The organism is Vicinamibacterales bacterium, assembly GCA_036504215.1.
Classification (GTDB): Bacteria; Acidobacteriota; Vicinamibacteria; order Vicinamibacterales; family Fen-181; genus FEN-299.
The window spans coordinates 12,704-27,929 of the sequence record DASXVO010000055.1 but is presented as its reverse complement, the minus strand read 5'-3'; the positions used below and the strand labels follow the sequence as shown (position 1 = coordinate 27,929).

At 68.3% G+C, this 15,226-nt stretch carries 9 protein-coding genes; 5 read left to right on the top strand and 4 right to left on the bottom strand.

Features of this window, described 5'->3' with window-relative positions; translation table 11 throughout:
• Positions 1–140: 140 nt before the first annotated feature.
• On the top strand, positions 141–2,024 hold the full coding sequence (locus tag VGK32_16200) for a transketolase (protein HEY3383315.1): 1,884 nt from the start codon (positions 141–143) through the stop codon (positions 2,022–2,024).
• 23 nt (positions 2,025–2,047) lie between these two features.
• Here the strand turns inward: VGK32_16200 and VGK32_16195 are convergent, their stop codons facing one another.
• The 3 genes from VGK32_16195 to VGK32_16185 all read right to left on the bottom strand — a co-directional run bounded on the left by VGK32_16195 (position 2,048) and on the right by VGK32_16185 (position 7,531).
• Entirely contained in the window at positions 2,048–3,088 is a 1,041-nt protein-coding gene (locus VGK32_16195) for a hypothetical protein (protein ID HEY3383314.1), read from the bottom strand.
• A gap of 23 nt (positions 3,089–3,111) precedes the next feature.
• Positions 3,112–5,244 (bottom strand): M1 family metallopeptidase, encoded by a 2,133-nt coding sequence (locus VGK32_16190; GenBank protein HEY3383313.1) that lies wholly within the window; start codon positions 5,242–5,244, stop codon positions 3,112–3,114.
• A gap of 220 nt (positions 5,245–5,464) precedes the next feature.
• Positions 5,465–7,531: a hypothetical protein gene (locus tag VGK32_16185; GenBank protein HEY3383312.1), complete on the bottom strand. Its 2,067-nt coding sequence runs from the start codon at positions 7,529–7,531 to the stop codon at positions 5,465–5,467.
• Positions 7,532–7,596: 65 nt separating this feature from the next.
• Between VGK32_16185 and VGK32_16180 the strand changes: the two genes are divergently transcribed.
• From VGK32_16180 to VGK32_16165, 4 genes are all read left to right on the top strand, one after another.
• Positions 7,597–8,379 carry a putative hydro-lyase gene (locus tag VGK32_16180; protein ID HEY3383311.1) on the top strand — a complete coding sequence of 261 codons (783 nt, stop codon included), beginning with the start codon at positions 7,597–7,599 and terminating at the stop codon, positions 8,377–8,379.
• A gap of 3 nt (positions 8,380–8,382) precedes the next feature.
• Positions 8,383–9,240, top strand: coding sequence for a glutamate cyclase domain-containing protein (locus VGK32_16175; GenBank protein HEY3383310.1), 858 nt, complete (start codon positions 8,383–8,385; stop codon positions 9,238–9,240).
• 102 nt (positions 9,241–9,342) lie between these two features.
• Entirely contained in the window at positions 9,343–11,229 is a 1,887-nt protein-coding gene (locus tag VGK32_16170) for a hypothetical protein (protein HEY3383309.1), read from the top strand.
• A 510-nt stretch (positions 11,230–11,739) separates the two neighbouring features.
• On the top strand, positions 11,740–12,726 hold the full coding sequence (locus VGK32_16165) for a PEGA domain-containing protein (GenBank protein HEY3383308.1): 987 nt from the start codon (positions 11,740–11,742) through the stop codon (positions 12,724–12,726).
• A 114-nt stretch (positions 12,727–12,840) separates the two neighbouring features.
• Here VGK32_16165 and VGK32_16160 read toward each other — a convergent pair whose 3' ends face one another.
• The gene (locus VGK32_16160) at positions 12,841–15,141 is read right to left on the bottom strand and encodes a M28 family peptidase (protein HEY3383307.1); all 2,301 of its coding nucleotides are present in this window, start codon (positions 15,139–15,141) and stop codon (positions 12,841–12,843) included.
• Positions 15,142–15,226: the final 85 nt, after the last annotated feature.

The following is a 15,226-nucleotide window of genomic DNA, read 5'->3' as shown; positions in this document are numbered from 1 at the left end:
TCCCGATCCCCCTCGAGGTCGACGCCGCCACGCCGAGGACGCGCGGGACCGCTTATAATATGCACTTTGACCGCGACGAAGATCCTGCGTCATCCCGTACGGTCGCCGCGCGAGTGGCGCGTGCACCATGGAGGTTCCGAGTGGCTGCTGATGCTCACGCGCTGGTCCCCACCCTTCACAACGTCGCGACCCGGCTGCGGATCGAATCCATCCGGGCCACGACCGCAGCGGGCAGCGGTCATCCGTCGACCTGCTGCTCGGCGGCAGAGATCGTGGCGACGCTCTTCTTCGCCGAAATGCGTTTCGACCCGAAGCGCCCGCAGGATCCCGACAACGACCGCTTCGTGCTGTCGAAGGGCCACGCCGCGCCGATCCTCTATGCCGCGTGGGCCGAGGCCGGCGCATTCGACCGCTCGGAACTCCTGAAGCTGCGGCAGATCGAATCGGATCTCGAGGGGCACCCGACGCCGCGCCTTCCGTTCGTGGACGTCGCCACGGGGTCACTCGGGCAGGGCGTCTGCGCCGCCGTCGGCACCGCGCTGAACGCCCGGCGGATCGGCTCGACGTACCGCACGTACGTGCTGCTCGGTGACGGCGAATCGGCAGAGGGTTCCGTGTGGGAGGCCGCCGACGTCGCGATGCACTACGAGCTGTCGAATCTGTGCGCGATCATCGACGTCAACGGCCTCGGCCAGAGCCAGCCGACCGCGCTCGGCCACGACATGGAGGCTTACGCCACGCGCTGGCAGGCGTTCGGCTGGAACGCGATCGTCGTGGACGGCCACAGCATCGAAGCGCTGCTCGACGCGTTCGACCGGGCGCGCCGCACGACCGATCGACCGACGATGATCCTCGCGAAGACCGTGAAGGGGAAAGGTGTCTCGTTCGTCGAAGGGCTGAACGGGTGGCACGGCCGCCCGCTCAAGAAGGACGAAGAGACCCGGGCGATTGCCGAACTCGAGGCGCAGTTCCTGCCCGAGGGAGGCGGAGCGAACACGCGACCGCCTGCCGTGCAGCCGCCGCCGAGAACGAGCGGCGGGCCGGATGTCGCGGGTCGGCCCGAGCCGTCGGCGCCGGCGTACAAGATGGGCGAAGCCATTGCCACTCGCGAGGCCTACGGCACGGCGCTGGTGAAGCTCGGCGAAGTGGATCCGCGCATCGTCGTCCTCGACGCGGACGTGAAGAACTCGACCTTCAGCGACAGGTTCGAGAAGGTCTTCGCGGGACGGTTCTACGAGAACTTCATCGCCGAGCAGGTGATGCTCGGCGTCTCGATGGGGCTCGCGGCCCGCGGGGCCATCGCCTTTCCCTCGACGTTCGCCTGCTTCCTGACGCGCGCCTACGATTTCATTCGCATGGCGGCCATCAGCCGGCTGAACGTCAAGATGGCCGGCTCGCACGCCGGGGTGTCGATTGGGGAGGACGGGCCATCGCAGATGGCACTCGAAGACCTCGCGATGATGCGCGCCGAGCCGAACATCGCCGTGCTCTATCCGTGCGATGCGGTGAGCACGGAACGGCTCGTCGCCGAGGCGGCGTACCACCCGGGACCCGCATACATCCGGACCTCACGACCGAAGACGCCGGTCATCTACGGACCCGACGAGCGATTCCCGGTGGGCGGTTCGAAGGTGCTGCGCGAGAGCAAGAAGGACCTGGCGACGGTCGTTGCCGCCGGCGTGACGGTGTTCGAGGCGCTGAAGGCGTACGACGAGTTGAAGAAGGTCGGCATCGCGATCCGCGTGATCGACCTGTACTCGATCCAGCCGATCGACGAGACCACGCTGAAGAGAGCCGCCGCCGAGACGCACGGACAGATCGTGACGGTCGAGGACCATTACGCGGGCGGCGGTATCGGCGACGCGGTCGCCGCGGTCACGACCGGCCTCGCCACCGTTCGCGTGCTCGCGGTGCGCGACATCCCGCGCAGCGGCAAGCCCGAGGAACTGCTGGACCGGTTCGGGATCTCGGCGAGCCACATCGTGGACGCGGTCAGGAAGGTGGCGGATGGACGAGGTGTTTAGGAAGAGTGCTTGGCACTTCGCACTTAGCACCCAGCACCTTTTTCCAACTTGTCCCCCGCTCCAGGCCGAATGGCCTCCGCCGCCGGCGATTCCGGCCACGAAGGTATCGGTGCCGCGGTGTACTCGGCGTGCGCCACCAGGCCCTGGAAGAGCGCGACCTCCGAGGCGGAGAACACCAGCCTCACCCACAGGCGCGCCAGCAGGTACAGCTCGCTGACGATCAATCCGGCCCACATCGACCAGCCGATCGACCCGGCACCGGGGGCCGCCAGGCCGTAGAGCAGCACCACGATCCCGAACAGGACGCCATCGATCAGGTACAGGCCGATGGTCTGGCCGGGGTGGCGCCGGACGAAACGGAACGACGCGAGCACCGCGCCGATCATGCTTCGGCGATCTTCGACCACGGCGCGGGCCTTCGCGTAGTCGAACAGCAGGTTCACGGCGATGAGCGCCGAGGCGAAGACGACGTAGAGTGCGACGCGCAGGAAGAAGGCGTTCTGCTCGACGACCCAGTCGTGCGTCATCCACGGGTAGAACGAGAGGAAGAGCCACGAATACAGGAACCGGTAGAGCAGTCCGTACGCGACGACGACGATGACCAGGAGGCGGAGGAACCGGAAGAAGAAGATGCCGCACGCCGAGAAGAACGCGGCCGTGCGGACCGCGCGGTTCCTCGCGTAGCGATCGAGGATGCCTCCCGCCAGGAACGTCCAGACCAGCAGGTAGGCGACCGCCGCGCCGGCCACTGCCGGCACCTGCGGATGCCCGTCCACCAGCGAGTTGAGGTTCGCGAGCACGGCGCCGAAGCCGATGATACGCGGCGTGAACGCGAGTCCGACGCCAGTGGCCTGGGATTCGAACTCCTGCCACCACTCGCTGTTGACGCCGGTCGCGGCCGCCCCGGCCGCCAGGCTGTCACCCAGGCTCTCGCGGATCATCCCGTGCAGGACAACGCCCAACGGAAGGGCCAGCAGGAACGTCAGGAGCAGCACGCCGAACATCACCGCCGGGGCCGCGTTCACCCGGCGGATTCCATCGCGCAGCGCGGAGAGGGTCGTCATAGATCAGTCCAGCCGTGAGGCACTCACACGAAGAACGAATAGGTCAGCATCAGGTCCTGCAGCCACGTCATCCACTTCAACGTCCACTTCGTCGCAGCCGCAGTGCCCTGCGGATCGAGCGTCCGGCTGTTGTTCGTGCGGTTGATGTCGAGCAGCAGCACCCGGTCGGAATCGACCTCGGCCGACCTCGCCTCGACCGCCCGGTCGTACGTGAACATCTTCCAGCGGTCGCGTCCGTCCCAGCGCTCGCGCGCCTGCTCGCCGTTGGCGAACGTCACGAGCACGTCCACCGGGAAGACCGCTTCGCCAAGCCTGCGCACCACAACGGTCGTGCGGGACCGCCCGCGCGTCGGGTTCTCCGCCTTGAACTCGCGGCGGCCCGCCTGGTCGAACAGTCCGCTCGCGGTCACAGGCCCGCTGCGCAGCTCGTCGATGGCGTAGTCGAACACGTTCGAGCTGCGGTAGACCTGGTCGAAGAACCAGGTCATGTCGCGACCACTCACCTCGTTGACCACCGCGAAGAAATCGTCCGGCTTCGGGTGACGGAACTTCCAGCGCGCGAAGTACGTGGACATGATGCGCTGGAGCGTCGGCCATCCGAGGTAGCGCTCCAGCGTGTTGAGCCACAGTGCGGTCTTGCTGTACGACAAGGCACCGCCGGCCGCTGGCCAGTAACGCCAGGACGGCGTGGACTGCGCATCGAGCTTCGCGCCCTCCCGGTAGCTGGCCAACCCGTCTTCGTCCACCTCACGGGTCTGCGGGAAGTCGCGCAGCACGTACGGAAGGAACCCGCCGAAGAACCGCCGCGATCCGAAGTTCGGGTTGAACGCCACGCTCATCGTCCGGCCGGTCGAGAAGGTGTTGAGGCCCTCGTCGAGCCAGGCATCCTCGAACTCGTTGTTGCCGACGATGGCGTACCAGAACTGGTGACCGCACTCGTGCACGGTGACGCCTTCCGGGTCGGCGACCGCTGCCGGAGCGAGCCACGAGGTGCCGGCCGTGAAGAGTGTCGGATACTCCATGCCGCCCGCGCCGCTCTGCCAGGCCGGATCGACGATCGTGATGTGCGGGTACGGGTACGCACCGAACCACTGGCCGTAATAGCGGAGCGCCGCGCGCGTGGCGGTGAAGTGGCGGTCCGCCTGCCCTTCGTGCTCGGGTTGCAGCAAGAGCCGCATCTCGACGGGAGGCAGCCCGGCCTGCTCGAAACGCGCCTGCTTCACGATGTACGTCGGGCTCGTGGTCCAGGCGAAGTCGTGAACGTCCTCCTGGTAGTAGCGATGCTCGGTGGTGCCGTCGGCGTTGTCACGCCGTTCGTGCTGCACGCCGGTCGCGCCAACGGTCCATCCCTTCGGCACCGTCATGCGGACATCGTAGACCCCGTAGTCGGAGAAGAACTCGGTGCCGGCATGGAACTGATGGCAGTTCCATCCGTCGTCCTGCAGCACGCCGACCTTCGGGAACCACTGGGCCACAAAGAAGTAGTCGGCGATGCCACCCGTGCGCGCGAACGTGCGCGGGATCTGCGCCGTCCAGTCGATCTCGACGTTGATCGTCTCGCCGGGCTTCACCGGGCGCGGCAGCGGCACCATCATCACCGTGCGGTCGTCCGGGTTGCCGTCATCGGGCGCGATGAAGCGGAGGTCGGCGGTGAGATCGACCGGCGTCGCGCCGCCGAGACCGATCAACCGGATTGCCTTCACGTCCGTCCAGCCCCAGTCCTTCTCTTTCAGGTCGGACGGTGACCCGCGCCGCCGGCGCGACAACATCGCCTCGCGCAGCCACGTCGAACGCGTGTTGCGCCACGCGTTGTAGTAGAGGTGGTAGCGGAGCTCGGAGGTGGGCGACGTCGTGATATTGCGCCAGGTGAGGAGTTCGGTCCCGGCGAGTGTACGGGCGAGCGGATCCAGCACGACCTTGATCGAGTAGTTCGCGTTGCGGGGCGAGAGCGATCCGGGGGGCGGTTCGGTTTGCGCCCGGGCCGCGACCGCCTGTTTCGGTGCGGCAGCGGGGCGTGCGACTCTTGCCGCGTGGCCCTTCGCGCCGGCCGGGGCCTTGGTGCGCCCACGCCGCTGGGCCTCGAGCGTCGGGCGGGCGGCCACGCCGACCCCAATCACAACCAGCACGGCAACCACGGGTAGCAGCCAGCGACGCATGAATCCTCCCGTTTGTCGGCGATCCTACACTAAACCCTGAGCTCGCTGGTGTTGACCATCCTTCGCACCCTGCGCACCGTGTGAAACGGGCGTTCCCTGCGCTCCGGGCTCTGAACCCGCGTTCGGGCGCTGCGAGCGCCACCCATCACCCGCGGCTCTGTCGCCATTCTCGCTTCTGAGTTCTCTCTTCTCGCCGCCGACTCCTGGCTCCTGACTCTTCTCACTTCGGCACCGTAATCTTCTCTTCGGTCCTGACCTGGAACCGGCGGAAGTTCGTGTACTGGGCCGTGCCCGTCGTCTCCTCCTGCCTCGTCTTGTAGCGCTCGTGCATCTCGGCCGGGACCCAGAGGCCGAGCGTGTCGTTCTTGCGGTACACCACCATCGATTCGCTGTCGACGTTGGTCGGTGTGGCGCGCAGGATGGTCCTCACCACGCGGCCGGTGAGCGGCTCCACCCAGATCGTGCCATTCGACGGCACGTCGGTGGTCCGGATCGATCGAATCAGTGTCGGGCTGGCCCACTCCTGAAAGTCCACGCGCCAGGCGGTGACCTCCTGGACCGTCTCCTCGCCCACCTTCTTGAAATTGACGCCGGGCATCCGCTCGGGCGTCAGAAGCATGAGCGGCAGCGTTGGCACGTTGGTGGTTCGCTGAATGGTGCCGAGGTTGTATCGCGCGCTTTCCTCGCTGATGACCCGCGCGTCGGAGATGGCCGTATCCGGCCGCTCGATGAACAGGCGCTTCAGGCGGTCCTCGCGGTCGCGCACTTTCCGGCCGTCGGCCTCGAACACGTCGCGGAACGGCACCCACCCGGCGGCTCCCGGAGACGTTACGAGCAGGAAATCGGACTTCAGCTTCCGGTCCTCGTGGCGGCCGTCGTAGCGATACTCGATCCGCTGCTCGTAGGCCTCTTCCGCGACGACGTTCGCGAAGTCGCGGATGTAGGACTTCACGTAGTCCGCCGTCCGGGTGAGCACCACCGCCAGTTCCGGGTCGGTGATCGGCTCACGGCGCAACGGCTTCGGGGCCGGTCCGATGTTGCTGCCGGCGACAGGGGTTGCGGGCGGCGGCGGTTCCGGCGGCGGCGCAGACTCAACCCGCATCGGGGCAGGATCGGCTCTCGCCGTCCATCGGCGAGGGTACTGCAGCCGCATGCCGCCGCGCGCCACGGAAACCTCGACCGCATGCGCGTGTCCGTCCCGGTCGGCGGCGTCCGGTTCCAGTTCCAGCACGTAGCTGCCCGACAGTTGTTGTCCGAGCCGCTGAAACTCGAACGCCGGATTGCGCGCGACGCGGAAGAGCCCGCCGCCGGTCGCCTGCGCAAGCCCCCCCAACTCGACCAGTTCGGCCTGCGTCAGCGTCGTGCCGAGCTTGACGACATGGACGCTGGCGCGTGCGGCGCCGGCAGCCTCCACGATCCGCACGATCTCCGCGCGCGCCTGGGCGGCCTGCCGCTCGGATGGGCTGGTCACGCCAGAGATCAGGAGCACGGTCTTCAGCCCGGGCACCGGCTGCAGCGCGGCCAGGGTGCGCGCGAGCGCCTCGAACGACCCTCGTGCCGGGGTTTCGCGGTTGACCTCCGCCGCCGTGGGCTCGGTCGGCGTCTTGTTACTGTCCGACACTCCGGAGGCCTGCTGCCGCTCCGGCACGACATCGTCGCTCAGCGTCGGAAGCGCTGCGTGCTCGTCCTGTGGGCGTGCGAGGTGATCGCCCGTCGCCGCGCGGCCGGCCAGTCGTGCCGTCTGCTCGCGGACGGGCTCCCGGTCGGTGTCGAACGAGACGCCTCCCCGCAGTTCGGGCAGGGCGACGAGCGCGAGACGATCGGAGGCGCCGAGCAGATCGACGACGGCGTTGAGCAGACCGGCGATCGGCTTCTCGGCGCCACGCGCGATGGTGTTCTCGTCCACGGCGATCACGATCGAGCGGGCAGTCTCGGCGAAACCGACCGGCGAGGCCGGAAAAGGCTGTGGCATCGCGGACGCGCCAGCCGCCGGTCTGGCCGATGCTGCCGTGAACGCCGCGGCCTGTTCGGCGCCGGGACCTCGGAAGACGAACGACGCGGCGACGACGCGACGCGGCCGGCCGTCGATGGAGACGGCGAAGTCGGCGAGCGCGAGGGTGCGGACAGGATGGCCAGCGCCATCGAGCACGAGCACGTCGAGGACCGGGGGGCCGGGCGGAACCGCCGGTCCGCTCGAGGTTGGTGCCTGGTCCCGCGCGAGCAGGAGAGCGACAGCGCCCGCGCAGAGCAGCGTCGCGAGGCGTGGCGTCAGTGACCAGGCGCGCATAGGGCATGATAGCGCCATCGCCGGCCGCTTGACGGGCTTTCCCCGCACGCACTAGGCTGTGTGCCGTGCTTCCGACCATTCCAGCCGATTTGCGGCAAGACTTCCGCCGGGGCGACCGCTCGCAGCCGACCGCAGGCCTGGCACCGGGATTCGTGCAGGCCAACCTGGTCGTGCTCCCCCGCGACCTCGCCTTCGACTTCCTTCTCTTTGCGCAGCGCAATCCGAAGCCGTGTCCGCTGCTCGAGGTGCTCGAGCCGGGGGCGAGTGAACCGCGGCAAATGGCACCGGGCGCCGACCTGCGGACCGACTTGCCGAAGTACCGGGTGTATCGCGACGGGGCGCTGGTCGAGGAGCGAAGCGAGATCGCGGGCCTGTGGCGTGACGACCTCGTCTCGTTCATGATTGGCTGCAGCTTCACGTTCGAGTCGGCGCTCGTGGAAGCCGGCATTCCGATGCGGCACATCGACCAGTGCGTGAACGTGCCGATGTACATCACCTCGATCCCGACCACCCCTGCGGGTGCCTTCCACGGGCCCATGGTCGTGTCGATGCGGCCGATTCCGCCGGAGAAGGTCGTGCGCGCGGTGCAGGTGACGTCGCGGTTCCCGTCGGTTCACGGGGCGCCCGTCCACATCGGCGACCCGGCCGCCATTGGCATCCGCGACATCTCACGGCCGGATCTGGGCGACGCGGTCCGCATCGAGTCCGGCGAGGTGCCGGTGTTCTGGGCGTGCGGCGTGACTCCCCAGGCGGTCGCGATGGCGTCGAAGCCGCCGCTGATGCTGACCCATGCCCCGGGCTACATGTTCATCACCGACCGGCGGGACGCAGAGTTCGCGGTGCTGTAGGGTATGTCCATCGAGAACCTCGTCCTGTCGCGCGACCATCGTGGCGTCTCCGCGCTCCGGCCCTTTCTCGCGGACGATTTCTGCGGGCGCGCTGCCGCGTTGATCCTCGACAACCCGGGCACGGCGATCATCGCAACCGGCTTCTACGTGCCGGCGGCCTGCGCGACGGAGACCGACGGGCCACCCGGCGCGGTGGCGATGGGCGACGCGCTCGCCTGGCTGGGCTACCGCGTGGTGTACGTCTCCGACCGGTTCACCACACCCCTGTTGTGCGGCCTGCTCGGCCAGGCGGCCGAGATTGTCGAGTGGCCGGTCACCGGTCACACCGAGAGCCGCGAGTTCGCGGCGGCGCTGATCGAGCGCGTGGCGCCCACCGTCTCGATTGCGATCGAGCGGTGCGGCCTGACCGACGAGGGGCTCTATCGCAACATGCGCGGGGTCGACGTCTCGCCGTTCAATGCGAAGCTCGACTACCTCTTTTCCCCGGACCGGGCGAGCGTCGGGATCGGTGACGGCGGCAACGAGATCGGAATGGGCAATCTCGCGAACGTCATTCCAGAGGTGATGCCAATCGACTCGCCTCCGTGCGTCACGAAGACGACCCGCCTCGTGATCTCGAGCGTCTCCAACTGGGGTGCGTGGGGGGTTGTCGCCGCGATGTCGCGCCTGCGCGGGCGCAACCTGCTGCCGACCGTCGACGAGGCGCACGACCTGCTGCGGCGGGCGGTCGCGATGGGTGCAGTGGACGGCGTCAGCCGCCGCAACCGCGAGAGCGTGGACGGATTTCCGATCGAAGAGAACGACCGGCTGCTGTCGGAGATGCACGACTGGCTGGCGCGGCACCACGTCGGGGTGCGCTGACCGCCAACCGCACGCCGCGACGCGCAGATTGCGTGCAACGATGCGTTCTGGATCTTGCCTCGGCGCCGGGCGAGGCGCAGATTGGCGGCGAGGTTCACCGCCATGCGCCTGCCTGCCGCATTTGCCATCCTCTTCCTGTTGAGTCCCTCGTGTCCGGCTGAGGCCGGCGACCAGACGTCCGGCGGCCGACCAGCCGCCGTCGGTCCCGTCGCCAGTGTGTTCGCCGCCTACTGCGCTACGCCCGAAGGGGCCGGACGCTACATGTGTGAGGACCCGTCGGCCTATCCGGACAGCGCCAAGTGGTGGATGCTCGACGAGGTCTGCCGGATGCCGGACCAGTCGGCCGTGTGCGCGTCATTTGCGCCGCTCGCCGCGCGGCGGCCCTTCATCCTCGCTTACAGCCACCGGCTGCAGCGATGGCGTACCGATCCGGGCCGTGTCCGCGGCGTGGATGTCACCTTCGATCGCAACCGGATTCCGATCATCCACGCCGTCTCCCTCGCGTCCGTCCTCGTCATCGTCGACGACATGAACCCGCTCGCCTACAGCGTTTCGTACGGCCCGGTGAAGTCGGCCGCGATCGAGTCGCTCGACAACCTGGAATCGCTCCTCGGCCTGCTTGGCGCGGCGCTCGGACAGCGCGTGCGCGGTGCCAATGCGTTTCTCGGCGGGCACTTCGAGGCGCCGGCCGGCACGGCCGGTTCGCCGCTGGGCCAGTACGCCGCCGCGATCCACTCGCGGATTGCAGCGATGAGGCAGGCCGCCTCATCACTGCAACACACGCTCGATGCCATCTCACGCGCCGGCGACCGAATCGTCCGATGCACGCAGGCCGCGGAACTGGGTGCGGCGACCTGCGCGCCGGAGCCGGGCGATGGCGCGACCGGCGCCGGCGCCACGCTGCTGTCGGCACGATTCGACGCGATGGTCAGGGCGCGCGGCGATCTCGCCGACGCCTCGCTGCCGTGCGCAGCGACCTTCCGCGCCTATGCGGATGCGGTGGACATGGCGGCACGGGCGCCACGTGAGTTCGCGGCGCACAAGTTCGCGTTCGACAGCGTGGCGACGACGGGATGTCCCGGCCCGGCCGACAGTCTCAGGACGTTCCTCATCGACGACCTCGAGGGCATCGCGCGCCGGCTTCTGCCAGGCGGCGTGGCGCCGGGAGGGACCGAATCCGGTCTCCAGCCCGCGCTGGATCGGGCGATCACCACCCGCGGGATCCTGCGCGACCTCGACATGTCGGGCGAGAACGGGCCGCTACACGACATCGATGGCCTGCTCACGGGGCGCACGCAGGCGATCCGCACCGCACACGAAGTCGACGCGGCCGCGGCGCGACAGCGTCGCTTCACGCTACCCAATGGATCCGTGCTCCGGTGGATCTCGATCCTGCCCTCCGATGCGCGCATCCACTGGGACACGATCGATTCGTACCCGATCACCCTCGCGGCTGATCCGGCGTTCCGTTCGGCGCTCGCACTCGCGCGATCCGAGAGCCTCTCCACGACGTTCGGCGTCGGCGCCGCCTCTGCCCGGGCACTCGGCGTTGCGGTGGGCCTGATCGGCACGTCGATCGTCGATCCGTCCTGGTCTGCCGTGCCGGACCCCGTCCGTCCCGGCACGAAGATCATCGCCCGCACGGGATCTGACTCCCGCAGCGGCACCGTCGGGCTGTTTGCCGACTACCGATTTCTCGATCCGCTCTTCCCGATCGCACGACGCTTGTGGGTCAAGCCCTTCGCCCAGGCCGGCGCGGGTCTCACGGGTACCGCCGAGGTGTTCGTGGGTGTGGGCGTCGAGTGCTTCAAGTACCTGCGCCTGTCGGGTGGCTGGACCTGGCAACAGGTCAACACGCTCGACGGCCAGAACGAAGGGACGTCCGTCTCGTCGCGTGACGACATTCGGACGGCGAAGAAATTTGTCGGGGCGGGATACGTGGCCGTGTCAGTGTCGGTCAGCGTGGGTTCGCTGTTCACGCGAATGTAGGGTGACAGAGGTTGCTCCCTCTCTCCTCCTCGGTCGTTCCACCCTTCGACTCAGTTGTGTTGACCACCCTCTGGCGCTCTGAACGTCCGTTTCACAGGGTGCGCAGGGCGCGAAGCATGGTCAACACAGGTGAGCTCAGGGTTTATAATCCAGCTGCGCCCATCAGGAAGCCTCGGCTGGAGGTGATCCGGTGGGACGGACGCGTTACGGTGGTGCCAGGGGCCGGCGACAAGCCCTTACGGCCGCTCCTCGAGTGCCGGAACTGACGGCGGGTTGAGCTGGTGGCGCCGGGAGGTCCGGCGCTCTCGCGAATGTGCGAGCGGTCCACCGGAACGGCAACTGTCCTCTGCAGGCTGGGAGATGGGCGGCCGATCGCCAGTACCAGGTAGAATCATCGGCAATTTAGACGGTTGAACTTGGCATCAACCTTGAAGTATCCCGGGCATAGCCTGCTCCGGTCGCTCGAGCGTCAACAGGGGATCGGGTGTTCGGCTGACGGTGGAGGGCATCATGAAACTCAACCCGACGATTCCAGTCGTGCTCGTGCTCGCGCTCGGTCTGACCGCGCTGCCGGCGGATGCGCAGCGGCCTGGTGGCGGCGAACATCGGGGCGGCGAGCGCGATGGGCAGCGTGGCGCTGGACAGCGCGACGGCGGCGGCGAACGGCGAGCCGTGCCCCGCGAGCAAGGGCGCTCGTACCAGCAACCGCAACCGCAACAGCGGCAATACCCGCAGCCTCGTCCGAGCGAGTCGCGGCAGTACACGCAACCCCGGTACGACGCGCCTCGTCAGAACGTGGTGCCGCGCGCCTACGGCGGACAGCAGTACGCAGATCGACGTCCGTCCGACCGGGGCTACTCGAACCGCAACTTCTCGGATCGCAACTATTCGGATCACAACTACTCGAACCGCGGCTACCCGGATCGCGGCTACTCGAACCGCGGCTACTCGGGCCAGTACTACTCGAACCGGGGTTACAGCGGCTCGTATCGTGACCGCGGCTACGCCGGCTACGGGCGCGCCGTGCCCCGCAGCTACGGGTACGGGTCCTACTACCCCCGCGCCCCGTATCGCTCCTACGGCTTCTTCGACCACTACCGGCCGCGGTACTTCGATGGGCCGTACTACTCGTTCCGGGCGCGGCTCAATCTCGGTTTCGGTCTGTGGCTCGGGTTCCCGGTGCCGTACCCCTACGGCTACGTGAGCAGCTACGACCTGCCCGTCTACGGCTACCCGCAGGGGATGGTGAACGTCGGCCCCGGCGTGGCGTACGGCGGCCTCAGCTTCGACATCTCGCCGGGTGACGCCGCGGTGTTCGTGGACGGCGATTACGTCGGCGTGGTCGGCAACTTCCCGCCGAGCGCTGCGCCACTGACCATCTCGCCCGGCCGCCACCGAATCGAGGTCCAGGCCGACGGGTACCGCTCGATGGTCTGGGACGTCGAGGTCATCCCAGGCGAGGTGATTCCGTTCCGCGGGGAGATGGAGATCTACTGACACGCCTCGGGAACCACGACCGAGGAGCCGGGAGTCAGCACCCGGAACAGAGAACCGAGAGGTGAAGAGGGGACGGGCCGGTGCCCGTCCCCTTCGTGTTCGTGGACCCGCCTGCTATTTCGTTCCGCCAAGCGCCAGCTTCTGAAGGTAGACCGACCGGGCTGTCCACGCGGCGGCGTCCTGCGGCAGCCAGGCGGGCAGGTGTTCCCATCCGGAGCCGCCGGGAAGGCCGCGGTCCAGGATCGCCACATGGGTGTCGGACAGGGTCCCGGGTGTGACGGCCGGGAGGTCCACGCGAAATTCGACGCCACCCGCCGGGGGCGCGATGAACACCGCGCGCCAGCGCCCATCGGCGTCGCGTCCGTCCGGGTTCGCCCGGATCGGTGTGATGCCGCGCGGAAGCCACAACGACACGGTTGCGGTCGAGGACGAAGAAACGACCCGGACCCGCAGCATCACGCCGCCGTCGGGGCGAGGCTCGAGCGTGGCGGCCACCTCACCGGGAAAGCCGGGCGAGGTCGGGACGACGGGCCGCTCGATACGATACACATACGGCCGACGCAATCGGAAGATCGGGACGCCGACTCGCGGTGCATCCTGCACGCTCTTCCATGTGCCTCCCGGGCCCGGCTCCGGGGCGCGTTCCGCCTCCAGTCCACCCACCTCCCAGTACTCGATACCCTCGCCGCCGTTGATGTAGCGGGCGACCCGGAGCTGCGGCCGCTCGACGCTGTACGGTGGAGACATGACCACCGATCCGAACGCCACGACGACGGGCAGCAGCAACACACACCCCTCGACGCGCGTGGTTCCCGCACGGCGCCCGCACATCAGCGCGACGAGCGACGGTGCGACCGGAATGCAGAACGCCAGGGCGATTGCCGCGAACACCCAGACAGGCATCACCACGCCGAGGCGACCGAAGACGGGGTCCACGAAGTGGAAGAGCGCCGGGGCATTGGCGAGCGACGTGCCGACGGCGACGAGGAGCACCACGCCCGCCGCCGCGCGCGACGCGACGCGGTTGGTGAGCGGCGTGACGAGCAGACAGACGCCCGCCGCGATCAACGGCCAGGCCAGCATGAAGCTGGCAGTGGGGGCCACGCGATTCAACCACCAGGTACCTGCCATCCACAGCGGCAGCGCGATCGACCACACGCACGACGGCTGCATGCAGCCCTGGGCCCGCCGGGGCAGCCAGGCGGCCAGTCTCGCGAGCACCCAGAGTGCCAGCAACCCCGCGCCAGCCAGCAACGCGAAGAGATGCTCGGGATGCGAGTACCACGGATGATTGGTGTCGGAGACGAAGCGTGCGAGCCAGGTGACGCCCACCATGGCCGCGCCCGCCGCGACCACGCCCACGATCGTCCACGCGACACCCATGAGGACCCGGATCAGCCCGACGGTCTTCCGGGCCGTCACGAACACCCTGAGCCACGCCAGGCCTCCGAGCACGAAGGCCGCCCACGCAATCGTCGTGGCCGTCCGCGGACCGTAGACCACGGCCGCGCGCCCGGCAATGTCGAAATAGGTGGCTTGCTCGGTCGCGGAGCGCTCGGTGATGTCGACACCGTCCAGCGCGCGCACGATCGCGACCGCATTCTCGCCCGTGGTCAGGATCGTGTCGTCGCCGAGGTTGGCCGAAATGTCCCGGTGCGTGTGGTATGCCTCGCTGTTGCCGATGGGCGCGAAGTTCAGCCCCGGAATCCCCAGGCGCTGCACGATGGTGAAGTCGGTATCGTTGGGGAGCCGCTTGTAGATCTCGGTGGACATCGACGCGCCGCCCGGCCGGCGCGACGCCCTGGCCCACGCCTTCACCAGCCACGCATTGCCGGGTCCCGTCTGGAACAGCATGCTGGGGCCGGAGGTCCCGACCGCCTCGAAATTCAGATACGCCCGCACCCGAAGCATCACCGGGTCCTCGACGAGCGCCGCCGCGCCCATCAGCCCGACCTCTTCCGCGTCGGTCACGGCGACGAGCAGCGTGTAGCGCGGATTCGTTCGCTGGGCGAGGACGCGTGCGGCCTCGAGGCTCACCGCCACCCCGAGGCCATCGTCCGCCGCAGCGACGGACTCAGGGGGCGAGTCGTAGTGGCTGATCAACGCCACGGTGTCCGGCGAGGTGCCCTGCCTCAACGCGATGACGTTGAACACGCGCGTCGTCAGTCCGTACTCCGGGCGCGACGCATTCGCTTCCTGCAGGCGTACCTCGAATCCGTCGCGTCGCAGCTCGTCGACGATGTATTCGCGTGCCTGACGATTCGCGTCGCTGCCCACAGGGCGGCAGCCAATCGTCTCGGACAACACGCGCACGTGCTTCCGCGCCCGATCCAACGAGAAGCCGGTCGGTACGGGGGCGCAGGCGGTGGCAAAGAGTGCGACGACGCACAGGACGACGGGAGGGCGACATGACATGCGGCGCATTCTATATCCTTCGGGTTATCCTACAGGCAGCGGCTTCCTGGTCCCCGGAGCCTGGAGAGTCCCAAGGGAGGAACAG

What these genes read in the sequence shown, in the direction of transcription:
- VGK32_16195 (HEY3383314.1), bottom strand. Translation starts at nt 3,088, where the DNA reads ATGACGACCCTCTCCGCGCTGCGCGATGGAATCCGCCGGGTGAACGCG.
- VGK32_16190 (HEY3383313.1), bottom strand. Translation starts at nt 5,244, where the DNA reads ATGCGTCGCTGGCTGCTACCCGTGGTTGCCGTGCTGGTTGTGATTGGG.
- VGK32_16185 (HEY3383312.1), bottom strand. Translation starts at nt 7,531, where the DNA reads ATGCGCGCCTGGTCACTGACGCCACGCCTCGCGACGCTGCTCTGCGCG.
- VGK32_16175 (HEY3383310.1), top strand. Translation starts at nt 8,383, where the DNA reads ATGTCCATCGAGAACCTCGTCCTGTCGCGCGACCATCGTGGCGTCTCC.
- VGK32_16170 (HEY3383309.1), top strand. Translation starts at nt 9,343, where the DNA reads ATGCGCCTGCCTGCCGCATTTGCCATCCTCTTCCTGTTGAGTCCCTCG.
- VGK32_16165 (HEY3383308.1), top strand. Translation starts at nt 11,740, where the DNA reads ATGAAACTCAACCCGACGATTCCAGTCGTGCTCGTGCTCGCGCTCGGT.
- VGK32_16160 (HEY3383307.1), bottom strand. Translation starts at nt 15,141, where the DNA reads ATGTCATGTCGCCCTCCCGTCGTCCTGTGCGTCGTCGCACTCTTTGCC.